Raw genomic sequence first — 26,254 nt, 5'->3', positions numbered from 1 at the left:
GGTGCGCGCCGAAGGCGCCTTGCCTGTGGACAACCTTCCCTGGAGACTGCGTGATGAATGAAACCATGCAGACCGACCGGCCCTGCGCGGGCAGGCGAGGCGGGGGGGACGATGAACACCGGCTACGACGCGGACGACAGCCCGGCCGGCCACCGCGACGATCTCGGCGACCGCGACGTCCTCGGTGACTTCGACGGCGACGCCGCGTCCCGCCTGCTGCGGCTGTTCGAGGGGCACCGGCTGACGCCCGTGCAGCGCAGGATCGCCCACTGCCTCGCGCAGCACGCCGCGGAGGCGCCGTTCCTGTCGAGCATCGAGGTGGCCGAGCTGGCCGGGGTCAGCCAGCCGTCGGTGACCCGCTTCGCGATGGCGCTGGGTTACGCCGGATACCCCGGCCTCCGGCGCAGGTTCCGCGAGCTGGGCGCACGGCCCGGCGGGGGACGGGACGGCGGCCGGAACGGGGAAGACACCGGGCCGGATGCCGGCGCTTCCGGGCACGCGGTTGCCACCCGGCTCTCCGGCGGCGGCGCGGCCGAACGGGCCGGGGGCAGGGGGCGGGGGCATGCGGAGACGCTTCATGAGACGGCGGAGGGCTCGCATCGCCCGTCGTCGCGACCCGGTGCACCCGAGAGTCCCGTGCCCGAGAGTCCCGTGCCCGAGAGTCCCGCGCCAGCGGATCCCGGTCCCGGCCTGGATCGGGCGACGGGCCCCGGGGGCGAATACCGGCGGGCCGTGCTGGCGGAGATCGAGAACCTGCGCGCCCTCGCCCGGTCGCTGGACGACCCCGGACCCGTCGCCACGGCCGCCCGCCTGCTGGCCGCCTCGCGGCCGCTGCCCGTGCTGGGCCTGCGGGCCGCCGCGGCGCAGGCCGCCGGGTTCGCCTACTTCGCGGCGAAGGTCCACCCCGACGTACGGCCCCTGCACGAGGCGGGGTCCCTCCTGGCCGACCGTATCGAGCAGGCGGCGGCGGCCGGGGCGACGGCCCTGCTGTGCTTCGCCCTGCCCCGCTACCCGGCGGAACTGGTGGACGCCCTCCGGGCGGCCCGCGCGGCCGGGCTGGCCGTCGTCACGGTCGCGGACCGGCGGGTGCCGTCCCTCACCGGCCTGTCGCATGTTCTGCTCACCGCCGCCGTGGGCACCCACCTGGTGTTCGACACGGCGTGCGCGCCGATGATGCTCGGCCGGGTGCTGCTCGAGGCGATGTGCGACGAACTGCCCGGGGCGCAGGCCCGTCTGGAGGCGTTCGAGGCGTCGGCCGCCGCCCGTGGGGTGTTCCTCATTGACTGAATCTATTCATTCACCCACGATAGGTGGGACCTACTGAATGGGACCATGCGCCGCGGGCGCGGGTGGAAGGAGGACTCGTGGCTGACGACGGCGGCAGCGCTCCCAAGGACCGGGCTCCCACGGACCGGGCTCCCCATGACCGGGCTTCCGGCGACCGGGCTCCCATCCGGGCTCCGCGCGGCGGCACGCTGAACACGCGCGGCTGGCAGCAGGAGGCCGCCCTGCGCATGCTGATGAACAACCTCGACCCCGAGGTCGCCGAGCACCCGGAGCGGCTCGTCGTCTACGGCGGCAGCGGCAAGGCGGCCCGCGACTGGCCGTCGTACGACGCCATCGTGCGCGAGCTCACCACCCTGCGGGCCGACGAGACGCTGCTGGTGCAGTCGGGCCGGCCGGTCGGCGTGATGACCACCCACGAGTGGGCCCCCCGGGTGCTCATCGCCAACTCCAACCTCGTCGGCGACTGGGCGACGTGGCCGGAGTTCCGGCGGCTGGAGCGGCTCGGGCTCACGATGTACGGCCAGATGACGGCCGGTTCGTGGATCTACATCGGCACCCAGGGCATCCTGCAGGGGACGTACGAGACGTTCGCGGCGGTCGCGGCCAAGCGGTTCGGCGGCAGTCTCGCCGGGACGATCACGCTCACCGCCGGGCTCGGCGGCATGGGCGGCGCGCAGCCGCTCGCGGTCACGATGAACGGCGGCGTGGCGATCTGCGTCGACTGCGACCCGCGCAGCGTCGAGCGCCGCATCGGCCACCGCTACCTCGACGTACGCGCCGAGAACCTGGACGAGGCGCTGCGCCTGGCGTACGAGGCCAGGGACGCGCGCCGGCCGCTGTCGATCGGGGTCGTGGCCAACGCGGCCGAGGCCGTGCCCGCCCTGCTGGCCGGGGGCGCGGAGATCGACGTGGTGACCGACCAGACGAGCGCGCACGACCCGCTGGCCTACCTGCCGCTCGGCGTCGCGTTCGAGGACATGGCCGCGCTGGCGCGCAAGGACCCCGAGGGGTTCACCCAACGGGCCCGCGAGTCGATGGCCCGCCACGTCGAGGCGATGGTCGGCTTCCAGGACGCGGGCGCGGAGGTGTTCGACTACGGCAACTCGATCAGGGGTGAGGCGAGCCTCGCCGGGTACGCGCGGGCGTTCGACTTCCCCGGGTTCGTGCCGGCCTACATCCGGCCGCTGTTCTGCGAGGGGAAGGGCCCGTTCCGGTGGGCGGCGCTGTCCGGCGACCCGGCCGACATCGCGACGACCGACCGCGCGATCCTCGATCTCTTCCCCGACAACGAGCCGCTGGCCCGGTGGATCCGGATGGCGGGGGAGCGGGTGCGGTTCCAGGGCCTGCCCGCGCGGATCTGCTGGCTGGGGTACGGCGAGCGCGACCGGGCGGGCGAGCGGTTCAACGACCTCGTGGCCTCAGGGGAGATCTCCGCGCCCGTCGTGATCGGGCGCGACCACCTCGACTGCGGCTCGGTCGCCTCGCCCTACCGCGAGACGGAGGGCATGCTGGACGGCTCCGACGCGATCGCCGACTGGCCGCTGCTCAACGCCATGGTGAACGTCGCCTCCGGCGCGTCCTGGGTGTCGATCCACCACGGCGGCGGGGTCGGCATCGGCCGTTCCATCCACGCCGGACAGGTCACGGTCGCCGACGGCACGCCGCTGGCCGGGGAGAAGATCCGCCGGGTGCTGACCAACGACCCCGGCATGGGCGTGATCCGGCACGTGGACGCCGGATACGACAGGGCGGCCGAGGTCGCCGGGGAGCGCGGCGTACGCGTTCCGATGGCCGGGGCGGAGCCGGCCGGCTCCGACGCCGATGTCTGAGGGGGCGGCGCGGGTCCTGCCGGAGGAGGTGTCGGACGGCTTCCGGCGGATGTGGCGCGACCTGCTCCCGGTGGGCCGGTGCGACGCGACGGGCGGTTACCGCCGGCACGCCTGGACGGCGGCGGACGCGGAATGCCGGGCCTGGTTCGCCGGGCAGGCCCGGGAGCGTGGCCTGACGTACGAGACCGACCGCAACGGCAACCAGTGGGCCTGGCTGGGCGATCCCACGGCAGGTGACGCCGTGGTGACCGGCTCCCACCTGGACTCGGTGCCCGACGGCGGGGCGTACGACGGCCCGCTGGGCGTGGTGGGGGCGTTCGCCGCGCTCGACGCCCTGCGGGCGCGCGGGCTCCGGCCGGAGCGGCCGCTGGCGGTGGTGAACTTCACCGAGGAGGAGGGCGCCAGATTCGGCCTGGCCTGCCTGGGATCGCGGCTGATGACCGGCGCCGTCCGTCCCGAGACGGCAGGGGCGCTGCGCGACGCGGACGGCGTCACCCTGACGGCGGCGATGGAACGGGCGGGACGCGACCCGGGGGCCGCCGGGCGTGACGCCGAGCGCCTCGCGCGGATCGGCGCGTTCGTGGAACTGCACGTGGAGCAGGGCCGCCACCTCGCCGCCACGCCGCACCCGGTCGGGGTCGCCTCCGCGATCTGGCCGCACGGCCGCTGGCGCTTCGACTTCCGCGGGGAGGCCAACCACGCCGGGACCACCCGGCTGGAGGACCGGCGCGATCCCATGCCGGCGTACGCGGCGGCGGTGCTGGCCGCGCGGGCGAACGCCGAGCGTCTGGGGGCCCTGGCGACCTTCGGCAGGATCAGGGTCGAGCCCAACGGCACCAACGCCATCGCGTCGCTGGTCAGCGCCTGGCTCGACTGCCGGGCGCCGGACGCCGCCCTGCTGGACAGGATCGTCGAGGAGACGGCCCGGGCGGCCGAGGAGGCCGAGGTGACCCGGGAGTCCTACACGGCGGTCGTGAACTTCGACGTGCCCCTGCGTGACCGCGTCGCGGGTGTCCTCGGCGGCGCGCCGGTGCTGCCCACGGGGGCGGGGCACGACGCGGGCATCCTCGCCGGCGAGGTCCCGGCGGCCATGCTGTTCGTGCGCAACCCCACGGGGGTCTCGCACTCGCCGTACGAGCACGCGGAGGAGGCCGACTGCCTCGCCGGGGTCGCCGCCCTCGCCACCGTTCTGGAGGACCTGCTCCAGACCCCCGCCGACGGTCCTGGCGCGGCTCGCTGAGCGCGGGACGGCCCCGGCAGATCTATGCCGGGGCCGTCGTGAGGACCTTCGAGGCCATGGAAGCAACAATCGGAATCCCAAATCAGGGGGAATTCCCCCCGGACCTTGGCAAAGCCGCAATCGCGGACCCGTTCGGGTTTGGGCAGATATCCCGTTGCTTCCCGCCTGTGCGCTTTTTGATGCCAAAAATGCTTATTTGCTCCCAGATGGGCGACTCAGGCGTTTGCTGCCTCTAGCGTGAGAAACAGGGTCCAGATCCAAGGTTCGATGGAGCGATTCGAGCTCCGTGAATTCGGACGTCGTCCGCTTTCTCATCGCGGAGTCGACGAAGGGATACCCATGTTCAAAGAAGCATTGGCTGCTGCCGTCGTGACGGCTTCGGCCCTCGTCGTCCCTGTCACGATGCAGACGCAGCCCGCCAACGCCGCCGGCACGACCGAACAGGTCATCCGGCCGTCGACCACGGGGGACTGCCCGGGAGGCAGATGCCGCGGCAGGCACTACCGTCACCACCGTCACTACCGCCACCATCGGGAGCATCTACCGCGGCAACAGCAACAGCAACAGCAGCAGCAACAGCAGGGCCGCGGTGGTCAGCAGCAGCAACAGCAGCAACAGCAGCAGTGACCGAATGACCGTCCATCGTGCCTGATCAACCCTGTGCCCCGCGTCCGTTGCCTCGCGGGGCATTTTCCGTCGCAGAACGCGGTCCCGGCGCACCGAAGGCGGGCGCCGGGCGCGAGAGGCCGGCGGATCGGGTGGGGCGCGTCAGCGGGAGCGGCGGTCGCCGGAGCCGGGGTCGGCAAGACCGGCCCGGCGCAGGGCCTCGGCCATGGCCCCGCCGAGCGGCGCGCCGCCCGAGCCCCGGCCGTTGCCACGGCCTGACCCGCCCCTGCTGCCCTGGTTCTGGCCGCCCTGGTTCTGGCCGCCCTGGTTCTGGGGGGACTGGCTCTGGCGGGACTGGTTCTGGCGCTGCTGACCGCGCCGGCCGCCCTGCCGGTCGTCGCGGGCCTCGCCGTTCGGCCCGCCCCTGCGGCCGTTGCCCGCCGTCTCGTCCTCCAGGCGCAGGGTGAGCGAGATGCGCTTGCGCTGGAGGTCCACGTCGAGCACCTTGACCCGGACGATGTCGCCGGGCTTGACCACCTCGCGCGGGTCCTTCACAAACGAGTTGGACATCGCGGACACGTGGACCAGGCCGTCCTGGTGCACGCCGATGTCGACGAACGCCCCGAACGCGGCGACGTTGGTGACGACGCCCTCCAGGATCATGCCGGGGGACAGGTCGGACGGCTTCTCGACGCCCTCCTTGAAGGTGGCGGTCTTGAACGCCGGGCGAGGGTCGCGGCCCGGCTTCTCCAGTTCCTTGAGGATGTCGGTGACGGTCGGCAGGCCGAAGGTGTCGTCGACGAAGTCCGACGGCTTCAGCGAGCGGAGCGCCGAGGTGTTGCCGATCAGCGTGCGCAGGTCGCTCTTGCTGAAGTCGAGGATGCGGCGCACCACCGGGTATGCCTCCGGGTGCACGCTGGAGACGTCGAGCGGGTCGTCGCCGCCCGGGATGCGCAGGAAGCCCGCGCACTGCTCGAACGCCTTCGGGCCGAGCCGCGACACATCCTTCAGCCCGGTCCGCGAGCGGAACGGCCCGTTGGCGTCCCGGTGCGCGACGATGTTCTCCGCCAGTCCGGAGCTGATGCCGGAGACGCGGGTCAGCAGCGGGGCGGACGCGGTGTTGACGTCCACGCCCACCGCGTTCACGCAGTCCTCCACCACCGCGTCGAGCGAGCGCGACAGCTGCACCTCGGACACGTCGTGCTGATACTGGCCGACGCCGATGGACTTGGGGTCGATCTTGACCAGCTCGGCCAGCGGGTCCTGTAGCCGCCGCGCGATCGACACCGCGCCGCGCAGCGAGACGTCCAGGCCGGGCAGCTCCTGCGAGGCGTAGGCCGAGGCCGAATACACCGAGGCCCCGGCCTCCGAAACCACGATCTTGGTGAGCTGCGGCATGTGCTTGACCAGCTCACCGGCGAGCTTGTCGGTCTCCCGCGACGCGGTGCCGTTGCCGATGGCGATCAGCTCCACCTTGTGCTCGGTCGCCAGCCGGGCCAGCACCGCGAGCGACTGGTCCCACTGCCGCTTCGGCTCGTGCGGGTAGATCGTCTCAGTGGCCACGACCTTGCCGGTGCCGTCCACGACCGCGACCTTCACACCGGTGCGCAGCCCCGGGTCGAGGCCCATGGTCGGCCTCGTCCCGGCGGGGGCGGCCAGCAGCAGATCGCGCAGGTTGGCCGCGAACACGCGCACGGCCTCCTCCTCGGCCGCCTGCCACAGCCGGGTGCGCAGGTCGATGCCCAGGTGCACGAGGACGCGGGTCCGCCAGGCCCAGCGCACGGTGTCGAGCAGCCACTTGTCGGCCGGACGGCCGAGGCCGGCGATGCCGAAGCGCCGGGCGATCCGCGCCTCGTAGTCGTTCGGCTCCTCGGCCTCCGGGTCGAGGGTGAGCGTGAGCACCTCCTCCTTCTCGCCCCGGAACATCGCGAGGATGCGGTGCGAGGGCAGCCGGGTGAAGGGCTCGGAGAAGTCGAAGTAGTCGGAGAACTTGGCCCCGGCCTCCTGCTTGTCCTCCCGCACCTGGGAGACCAGCCGGCCGCGGGACCACATCCGCTCCCGCAGGTCGCCGATGAGGTCGGCGTCCTCGGCGAAGCGCTCGACCAGGATGGCCCTGGCGCCCTCCAGCGCGGCGGCGGCGTCGGCCACGCCCTCGCGCACGTATTCCTCCGCGGTCGCCTGGGGGTCCAGCGACGGGTCGGCGAGCAGCGCGTCGGCCAGCGGCTCCAGCCCCAGCTCCCTGGCGATCTGCGCCTTGGTGCGGCGCTTGGGCTTGAAGGGCAGGTAGATGTCCTCCAGCCGGGCCTTCGAGTCGGCCTCCATGATCCGGGCTTCCAGGGCCTCGTCGAGCTTGCCCTGGGAGCGGATCGAGTCGAGGATGGCGGCCCGCCGCTCCTCCAGCTCGCGCAGGTAGCGCAGCCGCTCCTCCAGTGTGCGCAGCTGGGCGTCGTCGAGCGTGCCCGTGGCCTCCTTGCGGTAGCGGGCGATGAACGGCACCGTCGCCCCGCCGTCGAGCAGGTCGACGGCCGCGGTGACCTGACTCTCGCGCACGCCGAGCTCTTCGGCGATCCGCTGCTGAATGGACGTCGTCACGATCCTTATCCGCCTTCTTCCGGGTCGGCCCTCTCCGGCGGCTCTCATTCTGCCGGATCCGCCGGGCCCCCTCGCCCCACCTGTGGACAACCCGTGCGGGGCCGCTACGTCGGCCGCCCCCGTGACGACGTCCACGCGGCGGAAGACCGCGGACCGCGGCGGTTCCCGCTGGAAACCGATTGCCGCGCGGAAAATCCTTCACCTGGCCATTGGAGGGAAAGGGCGACGGGCCTATCGCCCTTGTCGTGCATAGGGATTCAGGCGCGTCGCTCGACGCGGACCCGAGGCGATTCCGGCCCGTGATGCAGTGGGAATCGCGCGACTCCGGCCCCGACGGGCGGCCCCACGTATATCCAGGTGGGATCGCTGAGAGGCCCATGGGCTTCTGCGCGCGCCGATTTCCGGACACCTGACGACCTCCATTGGAGACCGCCGCGGCCCCGGCGCGTACTCAGTGGGCGTGGAGCCGCTCGTACAGGCCGGCGCCGGTCAGCAGCAGGAGCGCGAGGGTGAGCAGCCCGTGCGACGCGAACGGCGCGCCCCGGGCGGGCCTCTCGCCGGCCGGGGTCTCCAGCGCGGGCCGGCCCAGTGTGAACTCCGGATGATGGGCCAGGTAGCCGGTGGGGAACGTGGTCACGGTCCCGCAGCCGCATCCGGGGCAGGTCATCCCCGACCAGGGCGGCTCGACGGTCACGTCGTCCCGGGTCCACACCACGACGTCGCCGCCGAGTTCGTCGCACGTGCGGAGGACGACGTACTCCTCCTCCCAGACCAGCATGCAGTGCAGGCACTCGAACGGCCATGCCTCCCTGGTGCTGATTCCCTCCCGCACCGGTACCACCCCCGAACTCACGACCTCCGCCTACGAGTCTCAACACAGGGTGAAACCACTGCAAGTGGTGCCAAGGCCACGATCGGTAATGATTGCCCAGCCGGGCTGCTGCTTCTCGTGATCCGTCAGACCACTTCGAGCAGCTCGTCGACCAGGCCGAGCGCCAGTGTCTTGTAGCCCACGGAGTCGAACAGCACCGTGATCCGGTCCTGCTCGCGGCTCATCACGATCCCGTGCCCCCACTCGGCGTGCCGTACGTCCGCGTGCATGGGGAACCGCCCGTCGCCGGTCTCCGGCGGGGTCGCCGTCCCCGAGCGGCAGGTGTCGCAGTCGCCGCACGACCGCTCGTACGGCTCGCCGAAGTACTCCAGCAGGAAGCGGCGCCGGCAGCCCGTCGTCTCCGCGTAGCCGCGCATCATCTCCAGCCGGGAGTCCTCCATCCGGTGCCGGAGGTCGTCGATCTCCACCGCGCGTGCGGCGGCCTCGTCCGGCGGCGGGCCGTCCGGCGCGTAGCGCAGGGCGCCGCCGTGGGTGACCTCGACCGCGCCCGCCCGTTCCAGCAGGTTGACGTGCGAGGTCAGCCGGGCGGCCCCGATGTCGAGGAGCTCGCGCAGGTCGGCGGCGGCCACCTCCCCGCCGTGCTCGTGGACCAGCGTCGCGACGCGTCGCATCAGGGCCTCGTCCGCGCGGCCCGCGGCGAAGAACCTGCGCAGCCCCAGGTCCTCTGGGCGGTAGAACAGCACGGCGTCGGCCGGGTTGCCGTCCCGGCCCGCCCGGCCGATCTCCTGGTAGTACGCGTCGAGCGACTCGGGGGGCGCGGCGTGCAGCACGTAGCGCACGTCGTGCTTGTCGATGCCCATCCCGAACGCCGAGGTCGCCACGACGGTGTCGAGGTCGTCGTCCTGGAACCGCTCGTGGATGGTCCGGCGCTCCTTCGTCTTCATCCCCGCGTGGTACGCCTCGGCCCGGCGGCCCCGCTCCTTCAGCACCTCCGCGTACTCCTCGGCCTGGCGTCGCGTCGCCACATAGACCAGCCCGACGCCGTCCAGCCCGGCGGCGTGGTCGGCCAGGGCCCTGCGCTTGTCGTCGTCGCTCGTGAACCGGTGGACTTCGAGATGGAGGTTGGGCCGGTCGAACCCCCGCACGATCTGCTGCGCCCCGATCAGGCCGAGCGACTCGACGATCTCCTCGCGCACGGTCGGCGCGGCCGTGGCCGTCATGGCGATCACCGGGGGATGGCCCAGACGCTCGATGACCTTGCCGAGCCGCAGGTATTCCGGCCGGAAGTCGTGGCCCCAGGCGGACACGCAGTGCGCCTCGTCCACGGCGATCAGCGAGGGCCGGGCCTGGGCCAGCCGCTCGACCACCTCGGGCTTGGCGAGCTGCTCCGGCGACAGGAACACGTATTCGGCGTCGCCCGCCGTGACCTGGTCGAGCCCCGCCTCGACCGAGCCGGCCGAGTTGACCGCCACCGCGCCCGCGGCCCCCGCCTTGAGCAGGCCCATGACCTGGTCGCGCTGCAGGGCGATGAGCGGCGAGACGATGATCGTCGGGCCTTCCAGGAGCAGCCCGGGCACCTGGTAGACGGCCGACTTGCCGCCGCCGGTCGGCATCACCAGCAGCACGTCGCGCCCGGCGAGCAGGTGCTCCATCGCCTCCTGCTGGCCCGGGCGCAGCTGCTGCCAGCCGAACGCCTCTCTGGCCGTGGCCCGCAGGCGCCTGCCCCTGCGTCCGAAATGCCGGCCGAAGCGGCCCCCCGCCCAGCCCCTGGCCCAGCTTCCCGACCAGTCCCTCGACCAGCCGCCCCCCGTGCCGCCGAGCCTGTCGCCGGGCCTTCCGCCGGACAGGCCTCCGTACCTCTGCCTGACGCTCATTCCGCCGCACCCCCTCGCCTGATCGGCCTGCAACTACCCGAGCGGCGAGGGCCGAACCGGAACAGCGCCGTGGACCCGGCGGCTTGGAGCCGGTCTGAGAGCGATCGTGTGTTCCGGGACCGGTGCACGAGGGCCGGGAGAGACGGTGGATCTTTCCCCTGCGAGCGGTAGCGTCGGGGCATGCGACTCGGAGTCCTGGACGTCGGTTCCAACACGGTGCACCTGCTGGTGATGGACGCGCATCAGGGTGCCCGGCCCCTGCCCGCGTTCTCCCACAAGGAGGAGCTGCGGCTGGCCGAGCACCTGATCGACGGCGACAGGCTCAGCGAGGAGGGCGCGGCGCGGCTTGGGGCCTTCGTGCGCGAGGCGGCCCGCATCGCCGAGGACAAGGGCGTGGAGGACCTGGTCGCCTTCGCCACCTCGGCGGTCCGCGACGCGGTCAACGGCGAGGACGTGCTGGCCCAGATCAAGGCCGACACCCGGGTGGACATCCGGGTGCTGTCGGGGGACGACGAGGCCAGGCTGACGTTCCTGGCCGTGCGCCGCTGGTTCGGCTGGTCCTCCGGGCGGCTGCTCGTGACCGACATCGGGGGCGGCTCCTTGGAGATCGCCTCCGGCATCGACGAGGAGCCCGACGTCACCGTCTCCCTCCCGCTCGGCGCGGGACGGCTCACCCGCGACTGGTTCACCGCCGACCCGCCCGATCCCGAGGAGGTCCGCGCGCTGCGGCGGCACGTACGCACCGAGATCGCGCGGAAGGTCGGGACGGTCGCCAGGTATGGCAGGCCGGACCACGCGGTCGCCACGTCCAAGACCTTCCGCCAGCTCGCGCGCATCGCGGGGGCGGCGTCGTCCGGGGAGGGCGCGTACGTCAGGCGGACGCTGACGCACGGTGACCTGGTCGAGTGGACGGCCCGGCTGGCCACGATGCCCGCGGGCCGCCGGGCGGAGCTTCCCGGCGTGTCCGCGGGGCGGGCCGCGCAGCTTCTCGCCGGCGCGGTCGTCGCGGACGCCGCGATGGACCTGTTCGAGCTGCCGGTGCTGGAGATCTGCCCGTGGGCGCTGCGGGAGGGCGTGATCCTGCGCAGGCTCGACGGCCTGCCCATGGGTCGCCCCCCGCTGGCCGATCAGTAAGGTATGAGGGTCATCCAAACGGGGCAAGGCACCAATAACCGGCAATTTCCGTTCCTCTACGTGGCGGGTGGTCTTCCACCGGCCACCGGAGTGCCGTAATCGGGGTCGACCTCTGGAGGAATCTAAATGGTGGAGCTGCTGGGAGCCGTGGTCTCCCTGGCGGCGGTGGCGGTGCTGGTGTTCGGCGCTGTGGTGGTGATCGCGATCGCGACCCTCGTATGGCTGGGTGCGATGGCGGTGAGCACCGGGCGCGAGCCCCACGGACGGGCGACACCCGTCCCGGCGGGCACGGGCACGGACGGGTCCGGCAAGACACCCGCGATCGGGCTCGTGAACGGGTCCGGCAAAGCACCCGCGAACGGGTCCGGCAAAGCGCCCGTGAACGCGTCCGGCAACGGACACGTGAACGGACGCGCCGCGGGCCGGGGCGCGGACCGGCAGGTCCGGGCCGTCGCCGCCTCCGCGCGTCGCGCATAGCGAGACCCAGGCCGGCGTCAGCGTCCCCGTCAGGGCTTCCCTGGCGGGGACGTCGTCGTCCGGCGCGTCTCGCACCCGGACGGGTCCGTCGTCAGCGGCTCTCCCGGCTCTGGCCGGACAGCGTCTTGACCAGCTCGGTGAGGTGGGCGACCTGGGTCTCCAGCCCGCGTACGCGTGCCTCGAGCTGGGACAGGGTGGGGGCCTGGTAGCCGTCGGCGATCTGCCTGCTCATCGTTCCTCCCGAACGGGACCGGCCGGGGGAGACCGGTGTAGGGGTGCAGGGCATGAGGGTCGTGCGGGTCCTGAGTCCCTATTCCCCGAATATGTGATTTGGCACCTCTTCTTTGCGGGGAAGATGGAACAGTGAAGGTCGTCGTGCTCGCGGACACCCACGCTCCCCGGCGCTGGAAGTCCTGTCCGCCCACGGTCGCGGAGCACCTGCGGGGGGCGGACCTGATCCTGCACGCGGGCGACGTCTGCACCGCCGACGTCCTCGTGGAGCTGTCTGCGTACGCCCCGGTTCACGCGGTGCTCGGCAACAACGACGGCCCGGACGTCGCGGCGTGGGGCGCCCCCGAGACGCTCGAACTCGACCTCGGCGGGCTCCGGGTGGCGATGATCCACGACAGCGGGCAGGCCGCCGGGCGGACCGCACGGATGCGGCGCCGGTTCCCCGAGGCCGACCTGGTCGTCTTCGGCCACTCGCACATCCCCATGGACCTGACCGGCGACGGGGTGCGGGTGTTCAACCCCGGCTCGCCCACCGACCGCCGCCGGCAGCCGCACGGCACCATCGGATTGCTCGACGTCGAGGGCGGCGTGCTGCGGCGGGCCGAGATCGTCCCCGTCACCTGACCTGCCTAAGGGCCGTACGCCGGGGCATGGGGCCGGTATGAGAGAGAACAGACCACAGCCCGACCCGCGTTCGCGGTTCGAGGACGAAGGCATTCCCGACCTGCAGGAGGGCACGCCCGAGCGGCAGTGGGCCGAGGATCCGCAGGAGATGCCGCTGCCCGGCGACCGGCCCCTGGGCCTCGATGAGTACGGCACCACGCCCAACGAGATGCGCGAGGGCGAGTCCCTCGGCCGTCGCCTGTCCCGTGAGGTCCCCGATGCGGACGTCCGGTTCGGCACGGAGCCTGATACGACGGGTGGCCGTCTTGAGGAGAAGGCCGATGAGACCGGCCGGGCCGGCCGGCTCGTCGATCCGGACGGCGGCATGGGCGTGGACACCGAGAAGGACATGATCGCCGAGGACGTGGGGCCGGACTTCGGCGGCTACGCGCCGGAGGAGCAGGCGATGCGCGTGGAGGACGAGACGCCGTAGGGGGACAGGGCGGCGGCCGGTCGGCCGGGCCGCCGCGTGGCGTGAGGGGCCGGGAAGGAGCCGCGAGAGGACCTCGCATTCGTTACGCTGCCTCGATGGCGGGAGTTGAGGAGCTGCGGCACGAATGGCGGGTGCCGCGCGGGATCGTTGCGCTGAAGGCCGTCGGCACGGTGCTGTGCGGTGTGCTGGCGGTCGCCGGCGACGGCGCGCAGCTCTTCCTCGCCGGCGTGGCCGCCTTGGGCTTCGGCCTGCTGACCGGCCGCGACCTGGTGGCGCCGGTGCGGCTCGCGGCGGGGGAGGACGGGTTGGTCGTCACCGGGCTCGCCGGCCGGGAACGCATCTCCTGGAACGACGTGGACCGCATCCGGGTGGACGCCTACCGCCGCTACGGCCTGACGACCGAGCTGCTGGAGATCGACGCCGGCGAGCAGATCCACCTGTTCAGCCGTTTCGACCTCGGCGAGCCGGTCGTCGACGTGGCCGAGACGCTCATGCGGCTGCGCCCCTGATATCCGTACGCGCGCGCCGCGCTTCGGGAACGGTGCAAGCCGATCGCAAGCGCGGGGCCCTAAGGTCCGCTCGTGTCACAAACCGCTCTCATCACACTGATCCTGGCGGGTCTCGGACTCGTCTTCGGCCTCATCGGCGGCGGCATCACCATGAACGCCCGGGAGTTCCGCCGCCGGGCCCAGCGCACCCGTGGCCTGGTCGTAGGACTGCGGGCGAGCCGGTCCGACGACGGGACCTCGTACTACCCGACCATCCGTTTCACCACGATGTACGGCCAGCAGGTCGAGGCCGAGACCACCTACGGGAGCAACCCGCCGCCCGCCCGGCCGGGTGAGGAGGTCACGGTGCTGTACGACCCGGCCAGGCCGACGCGGATCCGCATCGACAGCGCGGCGGGGAACGGCACGCTCCTCGGCGGCATCTTCCTCGCGGTCGGCATCGTCCTGTTCACCGCGGGGGCGGGGGTGGCGCTGGCCCAGACGTTCTGAGCCCAGACGTTGTGAGCCCAGACATTCTGAGCACAGCCGTTGTGAGCACAGACATCTTGAGCCTCTGGGCGTCCCCGCCCCCTCCGGCGCATGGTCATCCGGTCGCGCAGGCCGTCCCGTTCAAAGTGAAAGCGGTGGGGGCGGGGTTGGCGCCGCTGTAGGACCCCTGGAAGCCGAAGTTCGCCGTGCCGCCGCTCGCGCCGATGGTTCCGTTCCAGGTGGCGTTCGACGCGGTGACCTGCCGGCCCGACTGGGTGACCGTCGAGTTCCAGTAACCGGTGACCTTCTGGTCGCCGGCGTAGGTCCACTGGAGCCGCCAGCCGTTGACCGGGCTCGACGACCTGTTGGTGATCGTCACGTCGGCGGTGAACCCGCTGCCCCAGTCGTTCACCTTGTACGTCACCACGCACCCGCCGGGGGACGACGACGGCGACGGGCTGGCGCTGGGCGAGGGGCTGGGGGACGGAGAAGGCGACGGCGAGGGAGAGGGAGAGGGAGACGGGGACGGTGAAGAGGAGGGGGAGGGGGACGGGCTGGAGCCCGTGTAGGTCAGCCCGAAGCCGTACTCGAACAGCGCCTGCTTGCCGTCCCCGGCGTTGATCGGCTGCTGGTCGGCGCTGCGCATCCAGGTCATCGGCAGCTTCGCGGTGGGGGCGTAGTCGCCGAACAGCACGTCGGCCACGCCGCGCCCCTCGGTGCCCGGCAGCCAGGCCGCCACCAGCGCGTTCCACTGGTCGATCTGGCCGGCGATGTCCAGCGGTCGGCCGGAGACGAGCACCACGACCAGCGGCACGCCGGCCGCCTTGAGCCGCTGCAGCGTGGCCAGGTCGGTGGAGTCGAGGCCCATCGACCCGGTGCGGTCGCCCTGGCCCTCCGCGTACGGCGTCTCGCCCACGACGGCGATCGCCGCGCGGTAGGAGGAGTCGATGCCGCTTCCGTCGCGGTTGTAGGTGACCTGCGTGCCGGAACCGACGGCGTCGCGGATGCCCTGCAGGATCGTGGTGCCCTGCGTGATGTTGCCGGACGAGCCCTGCCAGCTGATCGTCCAGCCGCCGCTCTGGTTGCCGATGTCGTCGGCGCTCTTGCCGGCCACGAAGATCTTGCCACCGCTCTTGCCGAGCGGGAGCACGTTGCCCGCGTTCTTCAGCAGGACCAGCGACTTGCGCACGGCCTCGCGGGCGATCGCGCGGTGTGCCGCGCCGCCCACGGTGGACGTGTAGGACCGGTCGGTCAGCGGCCTCTCGAACAGCCCCAGCTCGAACTTCTTGGTCAGGATGCGCCGGTTGGCGTCGTCGATCCGCGACATCGCGATCCGGCCCGCCTGGACCTCCGACTTCAGCAGCGAGACGAACTTCTTGTAGTCGGTGGGCACCATCACCATGTCGACGCCCGCGTTGACCGCCGTGGTGATCTCGTTCGCGGTGAAGCCGGTCTGGCCGTCGAGCTGGTCGATGCCGGCCCAGTCGGTGACCACGAAGCCCGTGAAGCCCAGCTCGCCCTTCAGCACGTCGGTGAGCAGGTACTTGTTGCCGTGCATCTTGACGCCGTTCCACGAGCTGTAGGACACCATGACGGAGCCCACGCCACGCTGCACGGCGGCCTTGAACGGCGCGAGGTGGATGGCCCGCAGGTCGGCCTCGCTGAGCTCGGTGTTGCCCTGGTCCTTGCCGCCCGTGGTGCCGCCGTCGCCGACGTAGTGCTTGGCGGTGGCGAGGATGGAGGCGTTCCCGGCCTTCTGGAAGCCGTCCACGATCGTCGTCATCTGGGTGACGAGCTGCGGGTCCTCACTGAAGGACTCGTACGTGCGGCCCCAGCGGTCGTTGCGGGCCACGCACAGGCAGGGCGCGAAGGTCCAGTCGATGCCGGTGCCCGACACCTCCTCGGCCGTCGCCCGCCCGACCCGCTCCACCAGGTCGGGGTCGCGGGTCGCCCCCAGCCCGATGTTGTGGGGGAAGATCGTGGCTCCCACGACGTTGTTGTTCCCGTGCACGGCGTCGATCCCGTAGATCATCGGGATGCCGAGCGGGGTGGACAGCGCCTGCCGCTGGAAGTTGTCGTACATGTCGGCCCAGGACGACGGGGTGTTCGGCGAGGGCGCCGAGCCGCCGCCGGACAGGATCGAGCCCAGCCGGTACGTCGCCACGTCTGAGGTCGTCGTCAGGACCGACCGGTCGGCCTGGGTCATCTGCCCGACCTTCTCGTCCAGCGACATCCTGGACAGCAGGTCGTCCACCCGCGCCGTCACCGGAAGGCTCGGATCCTTGTAGGGGGCGTCCGCCGCCCGCGCGACCCTGTGGTCGGCGGCGAAGACGGCGCTCAGCGCCGCGGCGAGCAGCGCCACGAGCGCGGTGACCCAGACGGGCCTCAGCCGGGATGTCATCAGGTCCTCCTCGATGTTCCCGCCGACCGTAGGAATCGCCGGAATTTCGGGTCAAACGATGTGACTCCCGGACACTCGCCACCAGCCGCGCAGGACGAAACTTTCACGCCCGCAGGCCGGCCGCCGGTCGTCGGGCGCACGGCGCGGCGGCTCGTGACGGGGGACCGTCAGCCCGGAGGGGCCGTGTCGCGGTCTCGTGTCCCCGGCTTCTCGCCGGGTGCCGGTTCGCGGGCAGGGACTTGAGAGCAGGGACTTGAGAGCAGGGATGTGAGAGCACGGTTCGGCCCAGGGCGGAATCGCTCTGCGCGAAGATCCCGCCGAGGGCCGTCCCGGCGGTTCTAGCGTCGCCGCATGGACGTCGTCGAGCTTCTGCCCAGCCTGTATTTCCTGCGGTTTCCCGTCGGGCACGTCTACCTGTGGCGCGACCCGGACGGGCTCACGCTGATCGACTCGGGGGTCCCCGGCTCCGCGCCGCTCATCGAGGACGCCGTCCGCTCGCTCGGGCACTCGCCGTCCGACGTACGGCGCCTCGTGCTGACGCACTTCCACGAGGACCACACCGGCTCGGCCGCCGACATCGCGTCCTGGGGTGACGTCACCGTGTACGCCCACCGCGACGACGCGCCCTTCGTCCGGGGCGAGGCGGCCGGACCCCCGCCGGTCCTGTCCGGATGGGAGCGGGAGCTGTGGGACCGGGTCCACGCGGGGATGCCGCAGGTGCCCGCGCCGCCCGTACGCGTGGACCGCGAACTGGGCGACGGCGACGCCCTGGACTTCGGCGGAGGGGCGCGGGTGCTGGCCGTGCCCGGCCACACCCCCGGCAGCCTCGCGCTGCACCTGCCCGAGCCGGGCGTGCTGTTCACCGGCGACACCATCGCGCGCGGCCCCGACGGGCAGGTCATCCTCGGCGTGTTCAACGCCGACCCGCCCGCGGCCGTCGCCTCGTTCGTACGGCAGGCGGCCCTCGACGTCGAGATCGCCTGTTTCGGCCACGGGGAACCCGTCACTGAGGGGGCGTCCGGCCTCCTTCGCGCCGCCGCCCGGAGGATGTCACCGGATCCCGAGTGAACGGGCCGCCGCAGGGGCATGAACCTTGCCGGTCCCGTCCCCACACGCCCGCTGAAGTCGGCTCTTAGAGCCGACTCGTCGAAGCCCGCCTGTCCCCGAGCCTGACCGTCCGAGCCTGACCGTCCGAGCCTGACCGTCCGAGCCTGACCGTCCGAGCCTGACCGTCCGTGCCGGATGCCGGCCGCGACCAGAGGGGCGCGCCATGCGCATCACCGCCGTCGAATCCACCGAGCTGTTCGTCCGCATGGCCGTGGACGAGAGCCCGCGCCAGGTGGTCCGGGTCGTCCTCGACGAGGTGCCGGAGGACGCGTCCCCGGTGGTCGAGGTCACCGGCCCCGGGGTGCGGGGCGAGCACCCGTCGGACGGGCGGCCCCCGGGTGCGGCGAGCGAGGCGCGGGTGGTGCCGGTGGTGGTGGAGGCGCCCGTGGTGGTCGAGGTGCCTGTGGTGGTCGAGGTGGCGGTGGAGGCCGCCGCGCCCGCCGCGGTCCCGGGTGCGCGCGTCCCGATCACCGTGCGGGCCGCCGCGGGCCGGGAACGGTGCACGGCCGAGGGCGAACTGCTCGTGGCCGAGCCGGGGTGGACGGTCTGGATGATCCCCCATTTCCACTACGACCCGGTCTGGTGGAACACCCAGGCCGCCTACACGGCCACCTGGGACCACGCGGGCGGCCTGGCGCAGGCGAACCGGCAGGAGTTCCAGCACGCGGGGTTCGACCTCGTCCGGCTCCACCTGGACACCGCCAGGAGGGAGCCCGGCTACAAGTTCGTGCTCGCCGAGGTCGACTACCTCAAGCCGTACTGGAACGCCCACCCCGAGGACCGGGCGTACCTGCGCCGCCTGCTCGCGGAGGGCCGGCTGGAGATCATGGGCGGCACGTACAACGAGCCGAACACCAACCTGACGGGCCCCGAGGCGACGATCCGCAACATCGTCCACGGGATCGGCTTCCAGCGCGACGTGCTCGGCGGCGATCCGGCGACGGCCTGGCAGCTCGACGCGTTCGGGCACGACCCCCGGTTTCCCGGGCTGATCGCCGAGGCCGGGCTGACCTCCAGTTCGTGGGCGCGCGGGCCCTACCACCAGTGGGGCCCGATGCTCGCCGACGGCGGCTGGGGCGACCCGTCGGCCATGCAGTTCCCGTCGGAGTTCGAGTGGCTGTCGCCGTCGGGGCGCGGGGTCACGACCCACTACATGCCGGCCCACTACAGCGCCGGGTGGTGGATGGACTCCGCGCCGACCCTGGAGCAGGCCGAGGCCGCCGTCTACGAGCTGTTCACGCTGCTCAAGAAGGTCGCCGCGACCCGCAACGTGCTGCTGCCCGTCGGCACCGACTACACCCCGCCCAACAAGTGGGTCATGGAGATCCAGCGCGACTGGAACCGGCGCTACGTCTCGCCCCGGTTCGTCTGCGGGCTGCCGAGGGAGTTCTTCGCCGCCGTGCGGGACGAGGGCGTCCGCCTGACGCCGCAGACGCGGGACATGAACCCGATCTACACCGGCAAGGACGTGTCGTACATCGACACCAAGCAGGCGCAGCGGCACGCCGAGACGCGGCTCGCCGACGCCGAGAAGTTCGCCGCCGTCGCCACGGCGACCCTTGGCGCGCCCTACCCGCACGCCGCCCTCGACAAGGCCTGGCGTCAGATCGCGTACGGCGCGCACCACGACGGCATCACCGGATCGGAGTCCGACCAGGTCTACCTGGACCTGATGACGGGCTGGCGGGAGGCGTACGACCTGGGCGGGCGAGTCCTCGACGCGTCGCTGCGCCGCCTCGGCGCGGGGCTGACCGGAGTCGCCGTCTGGAACCCCTCCTCCTGGCCCAGGACCGACCTCGTCCGCGTACGGCTGACGCTGCCCGAGCCGGGGGCGTACGGCGTCGCGCTCGACCCGCCCGTGCGCGGGCTGCTGCTGGAGCATCCCGAGCGGCACCCCGACGGCAGCATCGCGGCCGTGGACGCGGTCTTCGTCGCCGGCGACGTGCCCGCGCTCGGATATCGGACGTTCCGGCTGGTGCCCACCGCCGCGCCCGCCCCGATCGGCTGGGCCCTGCGCGAGGGGACCCGGATCGAGAACGCCACCCACGCGGTGGAGGTCGACCCCGAGCGCGGCGGGACGGTGTCGAGCCTGACGGTCGAGGGCCGCGAGCTGCTGCAGCAGGACCGGGTGGGCAACGAGCTGCTCGTCTACGACGAGCACCCGGCGCATCCCCGCTTCGGCGAGGGCCCCTGGCACCTGGTGCCGAGCGGCGGGGTGAGCGGCTCGGCCGAGGCTCCCGCGGAGGTCGCCGTCGCCGAGTGTCCGGTGGGGCGGCGGATCATCGTCGGCGGCCGGGTCGGCCCGGTCGCCTACACGCAGGAGATCACGCTCTGGGACGGGCTGCCGCGGGTGGACCTCACCACCCACGTGGACGAGTTCCACGGCTCCGACGTGCTGCTCCGGCTGCGCTGGCCGGTGCGGGTGCCGGGGGCGCTGCCGGTCAGCGAGGTCGCCGGCGCCGTCGTCGGCCGCGGGTTCGGCCTGATCGACGTCGACTCCGCGGAGCACCCGTGGACGCTGGACAACCCGGCGCACAACTGGTTCGCGCTGTCGTCCACCGCCCGCGTCGTGCTGCGCTCGCCGGCGGGACGCCCCCTCGGCGCGCGGGCGGTCGGCGTCGCCGAGATCATCGCGCCGCTGGACGCGGCCGCCGGCGAGCTGAAAGACCTCGCCGTGGCGCTCGTACGCCAGGGCGTGACCTCGACGTGCTCCACCGGGCCCGGCCCCCGGTACGGGAACCTCGCCGTGGACTCCAACCTGCCCGACGTGCGCATCGCGGTCGGCACGCCCGAGGAGAACCCGTTCGTCGCGGCGCTGCTGGACGACGCGGAGGTCGCGGAGCTACGCGCGCGACTCGACGCCGAGGGCCGGGCCCGCCTGTGGGTGCCTGCCGACGAGCCGCTGGAGAAGGTCTGGGTGCCGGGCGCGGACCTCACCGGCCCCCGCGACCTTCCGGTGCTCGTGGTCTGCGGCGAGGGCGCGGTCGAGGAACTGGTCGCGGATCTCGCCGACGCGGCCGTGGAGGTGGTGACGGACGCCGAACCGGCCGAGGCCGTCATCCGCGACGACACGGACGACTACACGATCGGGCTGGTGAACCGCGGCATTCCGGGCTTCGCGGTCGACCCGTCGGGGGCGTTGCACGTGTCGCTGATGCGGTCGTGCACCGGCTGGCCGTCCGGCGTATGGATCGACCCGCCGCGCCGCACCGCGCCCGACGGCTCCGGCTTCCAGCTCCAGCACTGGACCCACACGTTCGAGTGCTCGCTGGTGGCCGCCCCGGGCGACTGGCGCGCGGCCGACCTCGTGCGGCTCGGCCACGACGTCAACCACCCGCTGGCGGCGACCGTTGGAGAGGACGGGCCGGCGGGCCGGTCGCGGTCGTTCCTGGAGACGGGGCCCGGCCTGGTCCTCACCGCGCTCAAGGCGGCGGGGAACCCGATCGCCTCGGGCCGGACGCCCGGTGCGGTGGCCGCGCTGACCGCCCGCGTGTACGAGGCCGGCGGCCGGACCGTCCCGCTGTCGATCGCCACGACACTGCCCCTGGGATCGTGGGGGCGGGCCGACCTCCTGGAGAACGCCGTAGGGGACGCCCCCGGCGCGCTCGACGGCATGGAGATCGTCACGCTGGTCGCCCCGCTCCGTTCCGGACCCCCGGGGGTGGACGGCGTGGCGGCGGGCGGCCGGACGGTGGCCTGTGGGAGTGCGCCCGCGGTGCCGGAGACCGAGCCGCACCAGCCGGTCCACACGCGTTACTGGCTGAACAACACCGGGCCCGCGCCGATGGGCGACCTGCCGGTCGCCGTGCACCTGTCCCCACCCGACCTGGACGTCGCGGGGCCGGTGGACCTGACCCTGACCATCGCCTCCGGCCTCACGGAGGACCGGGCGGAGGGCGTGGTCACGCTGACCGCCCCCGACGGCTGGTCGGTGGCGCCCGCCGTCCGGCCGTACGTGCTGCCGCCGGGGGGCCACGCCGCTGTGCCGGTGCGGCTCACGCCGCCGCCCGGCGCCGAGGGCGGCCTCTACCTGCTCACCGCGCGCACCGAGTTCGGCGGCCAGGCGTACGAGGACGTGACCCGGCTGCACGTGTTCCGGCCGGGCGAGGGCGGGCGGCGGTCGCCGGGGCTGGAGGTGTCGCTGGAGGGTCTCGGCCACCCGCCACACCTGCGGGTGACGCCCGGCGGCCGGGCGGAGATCGTGGTCCGGCTGCGGTCCGAGGCGCGGTCGCCGGTCTCCGCGCAGGCGCAGCTCGTCAGCCCGTGGCAGACGTTCGAGATGTTCCCCGAATGGAACACCGGGGTCGTCGTGCCGCCCGAGGGGGAGGCGGAGGTGCGTTTCCCGGTACGCGTGCCGCCGGGCGCTCGCCCGGGCCGCTGGTGGGCGCTCGTGAAGATCGCCTGCGCCGGGTGGCTGCACTACACCGACACGATCGAGGTCGAGGTCGAGGCGTGAACGGCCCAGACGCTCCCCGGACCGGCGACGCCGCACCGGCGTCCCGCGAACAGGACGGTCGCCCACGCCCGGGTCCGAGGGCCGCGGCGACGGTGGGGGACCTGGTGATCACGGTCGCCGAGGTGGACCGGCGGCTACGCCTGATGCGCAGCGGCCCGCTCGCGGCCCGGCTGCCGCGCCCGGAGACCGCCGAGGGCCGCAACCTGCGCCGCTGGCTGGTGCAGGTCATGGTGGCCGAGACGCTGGCCGAGCAGGAGGCGGCCCGCCTCGGCCTGGCGCCCGAGCACGTCGGCCCGCAGAAGCCCCTCCCACCGCCGGAGCCCTGCCCGCCGCCCTGCCCGCCGTCCAGCCGTCCGGCGCGGCCGGACGCGGCGGACGACTCGGCCAGGGCGTCTGGCGGGACGGCCGCCGCGCCCGAGGCCGTGCTCACACTGGCGGGCGCGCTGCGCACCGGAGGAGTCGCGGCGGCGGTGCTGGCGGCGTCACCGGCGGCGCGAGCGCTTTGCCGGGCGCTCGCCGCGGGCCATGAGCCGTCCGAGGACGAGGTGCGCGACTACTATCGGCGCAACCTCGACCGGTTCACCACGCCGGAGACGCGCTGGGTCCGTCCGTTCGGTCCGGTCAGGCGTGGGCAGATGGCCGGGCCGATCGAGGACGCGGTCTTCGCCGCCAGGGAAGGTGAGACGGTCGGGCCCGTGGAGGGCCCCGGCGGCCCCTGGACCCTGGTGGTCGAGCGGATCGAGGCGGCGCGGCGGGAGCCGTACGCGGCAGTGCGGGAGCGGATCCGCGAGGAGCTGGCGAAGGAGAGCGGGGAGCGGACCTTCGCCCGGTGGCTCGACGCGCGGCACGCCGACGCGGTGGTGCTCATGCCGGGGCACGAGCATCCGGCCGACCCGGCCCAGCCCGACGCGGACCACCGGCACTGACGATGCGGAATACCCGGTTCCGGGGCGGCGCGGGCGGTCCGACCCCGGTGTTTCGGGGCACGTGAGTAGGCATGGCACAGCAAGTCAGCGCCTTCGACGCGCAGTTCCTCAACTTCGAGACGGGCACCAACCTCGCGCACATCGCGGCGCTCACGATTCTCGACCCCTCCGGCAGGCCCGGCGGCGCGCTGACCCGCGAGGACCTGATCGCGCTGCTCAAGCGGCGGCTCCATCTCGCGCCGCCGCTGCGCAGGCGGCTGGTCGAGGTGCCCTTCGGGCTCGACCACCCCTACTGGGCGGAGGACCGCGAGGTCGACTTCGACTACCACGTACGGGATCTGGCGCTGCCTCCTCCCGGCGACGACCACAAGCTCGCCGAGCAGGTCGCCCGGCTGCACGCGGCACGGCTCGACCGGGGGCGGCCGTTGTGGGAGATCTACCTGATCCACGGGCTGGCCGGGGGCCGGGTGGCGATCTACACGAAGGTCCACCACGCCGCCGTCGACGGCGTCACCGGGGCCGAGGTGCTGGCCGCCGTGATGGACTTCGAGCCCGAGCCCGCCGACGTTCCCGCCCCCGAGGCCGAGCCGCAGAGTGCCCCCGACGCCGTGGAGATGGTGATCAGGGGTGTCGCGCGGGTGCTGGACAATCCGCTCGCGCTGCTGCGCTTCATCGCCGAGGCGGTGCCACGGCTGGACGAGGTGCCGTTCGTGGCGCAGCTCCCGGGGGCGGGACTGGTCTCGCGGTTCGTCCGCGGCATCGGCGGCGGGGACGCCGAGCCGCTGCCCGAGTTGCCCCGCACGGTGGTGCCGCGCACGCCGTTCTCCGGGCCGATCTCGCGGCACCGCCGATTCGCGTTCGGCCAGTTGCCCCTGGACGAGGTCAAGCGGATCAAGAACGCCTTCGGCGTCACCGTGAACGACGTCGTCATGGCGATGTGCGCCACGGCGCTGCGGCGCTGGCTGGCCAAGCGCGACGAGCTGCCCCGTCAGCCGCTTGTCGCGGGGATCCCGGTCTCCACCCGGGGACAGGCCGCGAACGGCACGGCAGCCAACGAGGTCATGCTGACCATGACCACCCTGCCGACGGACATGGCCGACCCGCGCGACCGGCTGGTGTCGGTGAACCGCTCGATGGGCCTGCTCAAGGAACGGCTCGCCGCGGCGCCGGCGGCCTGGCTCCTGGAGTTCAGCCAGGCGATGCCGGCCGCGCTGAGCGCGCTGGCGGCCAGGTCCGCCTTCCGGATCGCCTCGCGCGCGGCTCCCGCCATGAACCTGCTGGTCTCCAATGTGCCGGGACCCCAGACGCCGCTCTACGTGTGCGGGGCACGGGTCACCGCGCTCTACCCGATGTCGGTGATCACGGACGTCAGCGGGGGGATCAACATCACGGTGTTCTCCTACGAGGGCAGGCTCGGGTTCGGGATCGTCACCGACCGCGACATGGTGCCCGACGTGTGGGACCTCATCGACTACCTGCGGGACTCGCTGGACGAGTACGGCGCTCTGGCGGCCCCCGAGCCGGGCACGGCGGAGCCCGGGAAGCCGACGAAGGGCGCGAAGCCGCGAAGGACGGCGAAGGCGGGCGTGGCGGCGGCACGCGGCGCGCGGGCGGCCGAGGGGCCCCGGCAGGAGCAGGGCACGGCGCCGAAGCCGAGGCGGACGCGCAAGCCTCCGCAGCCGCCCGCCTGACGCCTTCGCCGGGCCGGCTCACACCACGGCCGTCCGGGCCGCGCCGGACGGCGGTCAGGAGAGGGCGCCGCCCGTGGTGTGCGGTCCGGTGTGGTCCGCGCCGAGGCCGGACGTGGAGCCGGGGACGGAGGGCGGCCGTGTCCCAGGCCATGTCCCCCGGTCGTCGCCGAAGGCGAGCGCCGCGATCCCGGCGGTGAGCAGCAGCGCGAAGACGGCGGCGATCACGGCGAACACGATGGACTGCCGGGACATGCCGGTGCGCGGCGGGGGCGGGGGAGCGGACCCCTGCCGGGGGCTCTGCGGCCGGTGACCGGGTGGCCGGGGGCTCGGCGCCGCGTTCGGCGCGGTCGCCGCGCGGCGCAGGTCCTGGCCGCTCGCGGGAACGCCTCCGGCCGGGCCGGTGAGCGAGTGCCCCGGCGCGGCGGGGGCGCGAGTCCCGGCAGGCCGCCGCTCCCCGAGGTGCCGGCTGGGCGCCGCGTCGGGCCCGGAGGGGGACGGAGCACCCCACCCCGGGCCCCCGGGCGCGCCCGAATGCGCGGGATCCCCGGAGGCGGAGCCGTCGGGCGCCAGGGCGGCGAGCGCGTCCCGCAGCCCGGCGGCCGTCCGGATCCGCTGGGCCGGGTCGCTCGCCATGCCGTGGCGCAGGACGGCGGTGAGCGCGGCGGGCACGCCGGGGATGTCGGGGATCGGCAGCCGGTGCAGCGCCATGATGGCCGCGATGTTCACCACGCCGCTGTCCGGGAAGCGCGGCGGCCTGCCCTGGAGCAGGGCGTACAACGTGGCCGAGAGCGCGTACACGTCCCCGGCGGCCGTGGGCTCGGTGAGGTCGAACGCCTCCGGCGGGGCGTAGGCGGGCGTGAGCGACTCGCGCGTGACCGACACCTCGCCCGGCGCCGCGCCGCCCTGCCCCGGCATCGTGGCCAGCCCGAAGTCCGACAGGGCGACCATGCCGTACGAGTTGACCAGGATGTTGGCGGGCTTGACGTCGCGGTGGAGGACCCCCACGGCGTGGGCGGCGGCCAGCGCGTCGGCGATCTTGATGCCGATGTCGCGCACCTCGCGGGGGCCGAGCGGGCCGCCGTCGCGCAGCCGGTCGGCCAGCGAGCCGTTCGGGCACAGCTCCAGCACCATGTACGGCCGGCCGTCGGGCAGCACGCCCGCGTCGTAGACGTCGGCCACGTGCGGGTGGCCGGACAGGGCGCCGGCGGAGGTCACCTCGCGCATGAACCTGCGCCGGTCGCGGTCGGAGACGAGCACGCGGTTGTCGACCTTGAGCGCGACCTCACGGCCCACCGCGAGCTGCCTGGCCCGGTACACGACCCCGAAGCCTCCCTGGCCCAGGATCCCGAGCACCTCGTAGCCCGGCACCAGCGGCCCGCCCGCCTCGCCCACCCCGCACCTCCAGAGGACCCGGCGGAACCGTTCGCCAGAGAGTCCCGGGCCAGAAATCCCGGACCAGAAATCCCGCGTCCGGCACATTACCGGAGTGATCGCCCAT

Annotated in this window: 20 protein-coding genes; 14 read left to right on the top strand and 6 right to left on the bottom strand. The window is 73.2% G+C overall.

The genetic code is table 11. The features are described 5' to 3' along the window. Nucleotides 1-111 precede the first annotated feature (111 nt). The 4 genes from ACQEVJ_RS23835 (at nucleotide 112) to ACQEVJ_RS23820 (ending at nucleotide 4,983) form a co-directional block, all read left to right on the top strand. Nucleotides 112-1,287 (top strand): MurR/RpiR family transcriptional regulator, encoded by a 1,176-nt coding sequence (locus ACQEVJ_RS23835; protein ID WP_433104502.1) that lies wholly within the window; start codon nucleotides 112-114, stop codon nucleotides 1,285-1,287. A 164-nt stretch (nucleotides 1,288-1,451) separates the two neighbouring features. Next, nucleotides 1,452-3,116 (top strand): urocanate hydratase, encoded by a 1,665-nt coding sequence (gene hutU, locus ACQEVJ_RS23830; protein ID WP_433112934.1) that lies wholly within the window; start codon nucleotides 1,452-1,454, stop codon nucleotides 3,114-3,116. Beyond that, a complete protein-coding gene (locus ACQEVJ_RS23825) occupies nucleotides 3,109-4,356 on the top strand; it encodes an allantoate amidohydrolase (RefSeq protein ID WP_433104500.1) in 1,248 nt (415 codons plus the stop codon). The genes hutU and ACQEVJ_RS23825 overlap by 8 nt, the downstream gene beginning before the upstream one ends. A 267-nt stretch (nucleotides 4,357-4,623) precedes the next feature. After that, complete coding sequence (locus ACQEVJ_RS23820) at nucleotides 4,624-4,983, top strand: hypothetical protein (protein ID WP_433104498.1); 360 nt, start codon at nucleotides 4,624-4,626, stop codon at nucleotides 4,981-4,983. A gap of 141 nt (nucleotides 4,984-5,124) precedes the next feature. Here the strand turns inward: ACQEVJ_RS23820 and ACQEVJ_RS23815 are convergent, their stop codons facing one another. The 3 genes from ACQEVJ_RS23815 to ACQEVJ_RS23805 all read right to left on the bottom strand — a co-directional run bounded on the left by ACQEVJ_RS23815 (nucleotide 5,125) and on the right by ACQEVJ_RS23805 (nucleotide 10,260). Further along, complete coding sequence (locus ACQEVJ_RS23815) at nucleotides 5,125-7,554, bottom strand: Tex family protein (protein ID WP_433104497.1); 2,430 nt, start codon at nucleotides 7,552-7,554, stop codon at nucleotides 5,125-5,127. 451 nt (nucleotides 7,555-8,005) lie between these two features. Continuing rightward, entirely contained in the window at nucleotides 8,006-8,386 is a 381-nt protein-coding gene (locus ACQEVJ_RS23810; RefSeq protein ID WP_433104495.1) for a hypothetical protein, read from the bottom strand. A 125-nt stretch (nucleotides 8,387-8,511) separates the two neighbouring features. Beyond that, nucleotides 8,512-10,260 carry a RecQ family ATP-dependent DNA helicase gene (locus ACQEVJ_RS23805; protein WP_433104493.1) on the bottom strand — a complete coding sequence of 583 codons (1,749 nt, stop codon included), beginning with the start codon at nucleotides 10,258-10,260 and terminating at the stop codon, nucleotides 8,512-8,514. 180 nt (nucleotides 10,261-10,440) lie between these two features. Between ACQEVJ_RS23805 and ACQEVJ_RS23800 the strand changes: the two genes are divergently transcribed. Continuing rightward, nucleotides 10,441-11,394: a Ppx/GppA family phosphatase gene (locus tag ACQEVJ_RS23800; protein WP_433104491.1), complete on the top strand. Its 954-nt coding sequence runs from the start codon at nucleotides 10,441-10,443 to the stop codon at nucleotides 11,392-11,394. A gap of 126 nt (nucleotides 11,395-11,520) precedes the next feature. Continuing rightward, complete coding sequence (locus tag ACQEVJ_RS23795) at nucleotides 11,521-11,871, top strand: hypothetical protein (RefSeq protein ID WP_433104489.1); 351 nt, start codon at nucleotides 11,521-11,523, stop codon at nucleotides 11,869-11,871. A gap of 91 nt (nucleotides 11,872-11,962) precedes the next feature. Here the strand turns inward: ACQEVJ_RS23795 and ACQEVJ_RS23790 are convergent, their stop codons facing one another. Then, nucleotides 11,963-12,103: a hypothetical protein gene (locus ACQEVJ_RS23790; protein ID WP_433104487.1), complete on the bottom strand. Its 141-nt coding sequence runs from the start codon at nucleotides 12,101-12,103 to the stop codon at nucleotides 11,963-11,965. 131 nt (nucleotides 12,104-12,234) lie between these two features. On the opposite strand from ACQEVJ_RS23790, the gene ACQEVJ_RS23785 reads away from it, so the two are divergent. The 4 genes from ACQEVJ_RS23785 (at nucleotide 12,235) to ACQEVJ_RS23770 (ending at nucleotide 14,196) form a co-directional block, all read left to right on the top strand. Beyond that, nucleotides 12,235-12,726 carry a metallophosphoesterase family protein gene (locus tag ACQEVJ_RS23785; protein ID WP_433104485.1) on the top strand — a complete coding sequence of 164 codons (492 nt, stop codon included), beginning with the start codon at nucleotides 12,235-12,237 and terminating at the stop codon, nucleotides 12,724-12,726. Between the two features lie 37 nt (nucleotides 12,727-12,763). Next, nucleotides 12,764-13,198 (top strand): DUF5709 domain-containing protein, encoded by a 435-nt coding sequence (locus ACQEVJ_RS23780; RefSeq protein ID WP_433104483.1) that lies wholly within the window; start codon nucleotides 12,764-12,766, stop codon nucleotides 13,196-13,198. 95 nt (nucleotides 13,199-13,293) lie between these two features. After that, nucleotides 13,294-13,707, top strand: a complete 414-nt coding sequence (locus ACQEVJ_RS23775) for a PH domain-containing protein (RefSeq protein ID WP_433104481.1) — start codon at nucleotides 13,294-13,296, stop codon at nucleotides 13,705-13,707. Nucleotides 13,708-13,779: 72 nt separating this feature from the next. Beyond that, a complete protein-coding gene (locus tag ACQEVJ_RS23770; RefSeq protein WP_433104479.1) occupies nucleotides 13,780-14,196 on the top strand; it encodes a DUF3592 domain-containing protein in 417 nt (138 codons plus the stop codon). A gap of 94 nt (nucleotides 14,197-14,290) precedes the next feature. On the opposite strand, the gene ACQEVJ_RS23765 is transcribed toward ACQEVJ_RS23770, so the two are convergent. Continuing rightward, nucleotides 14,291-16,576 (bottom strand): glycoside hydrolase family 3 N-terminal domain-containing protein, encoded by a 2,286-nt coding sequence (locus tag ACQEVJ_RS23765; RefSeq protein ID WP_433104477.1) that lies wholly within the window; start codon nucleotides 16,574-16,576, stop codon nucleotides 14,291-14,293. Nucleotides 16,577-16,927: 351 nt separating this feature from the next. Here ACQEVJ_RS23765 and ACQEVJ_RS23760 point away from each other — a divergent pair, with 351 nt between their 5' ends. The 4 genes from ACQEVJ_RS23760 (at nucleotide 16,928) to ACQEVJ_RS23745 (ending at nucleotide 24,756) form a co-directional block, all read left to right on the top strand. Then, the gene (locus ACQEVJ_RS23760; RefSeq protein WP_433104475.1) at nucleotides 16,928-17,644 is read left to right on the top strand and encodes an MBL fold metallo-hydrolase; all 717 of its coding nucleotides are present in this window, start codon (nucleotides 16,928-16,930) and stop codon (nucleotides 17,642-17,644) included. Between the two features lie 202 nt (nucleotides 17,645-17,846). Then, nucleotides 17,847-22,139 (top strand): NEW3 domain-containing protein, encoded by a 4,293-nt coding sequence (locus tag ACQEVJ_RS23755; protein ID WP_433104473.1) that lies wholly within the window; start codon nucleotides 17,847-17,849, stop codon nucleotides 22,137-22,139. Next, nucleotides 22,136-23,065 (top strand): peptidylprolyl isomerase, encoded by a 930-nt coding sequence (locus ACQEVJ_RS23750; protein WP_433104471.1) that lies wholly within the window; start codon nucleotides 22,136-22,138, stop codon nucleotides 23,063-23,065. Before ACQEVJ_RS23755 ends, ACQEVJ_RS23750 begins: the two co-directional genes overlap by 4 nt. Before the next feature lie 71 nt (nucleotides 23,066-23,136). Next, nucleotides 23,137-24,756, top strand: a complete 1,620-nt coding sequence (locus ACQEVJ_RS23745) for a WS/DGAT/MGAT family O-acyltransferase (protein ID WP_433104469.1) — start codon at nucleotides 23,137-23,139, stop codon at nucleotides 24,754-24,756. A gap of 54 nt (nucleotides 24,757-24,810) precedes the next feature. On the opposite strand, the gene ACQEVJ_RS23740 is transcribed toward ACQEVJ_RS23745, so the two are convergent. Then, entirely contained in the window at nucleotides 24,811-26,148 is a 1,338-nt protein-coding gene (locus tag ACQEVJ_RS23740; protein WP_433104467.1) for a protein kinase domain-containing protein, read from the bottom strand. Between the last annotated feature and the right edge of the window lie 106 nt (nucleotides 26,149-26,254).

Source organism: Microbispora sp. CA-102843 (assembly GCF_050936215.1).
Lineage (GTDB): Bacteria > Actinomycetota > Actinomycetes > Streptosporangiales > Streptosporangiaceae > Microbispora.
This window is presented reverse-complemented; position numbering and strand designations above follow the sequence as displayed.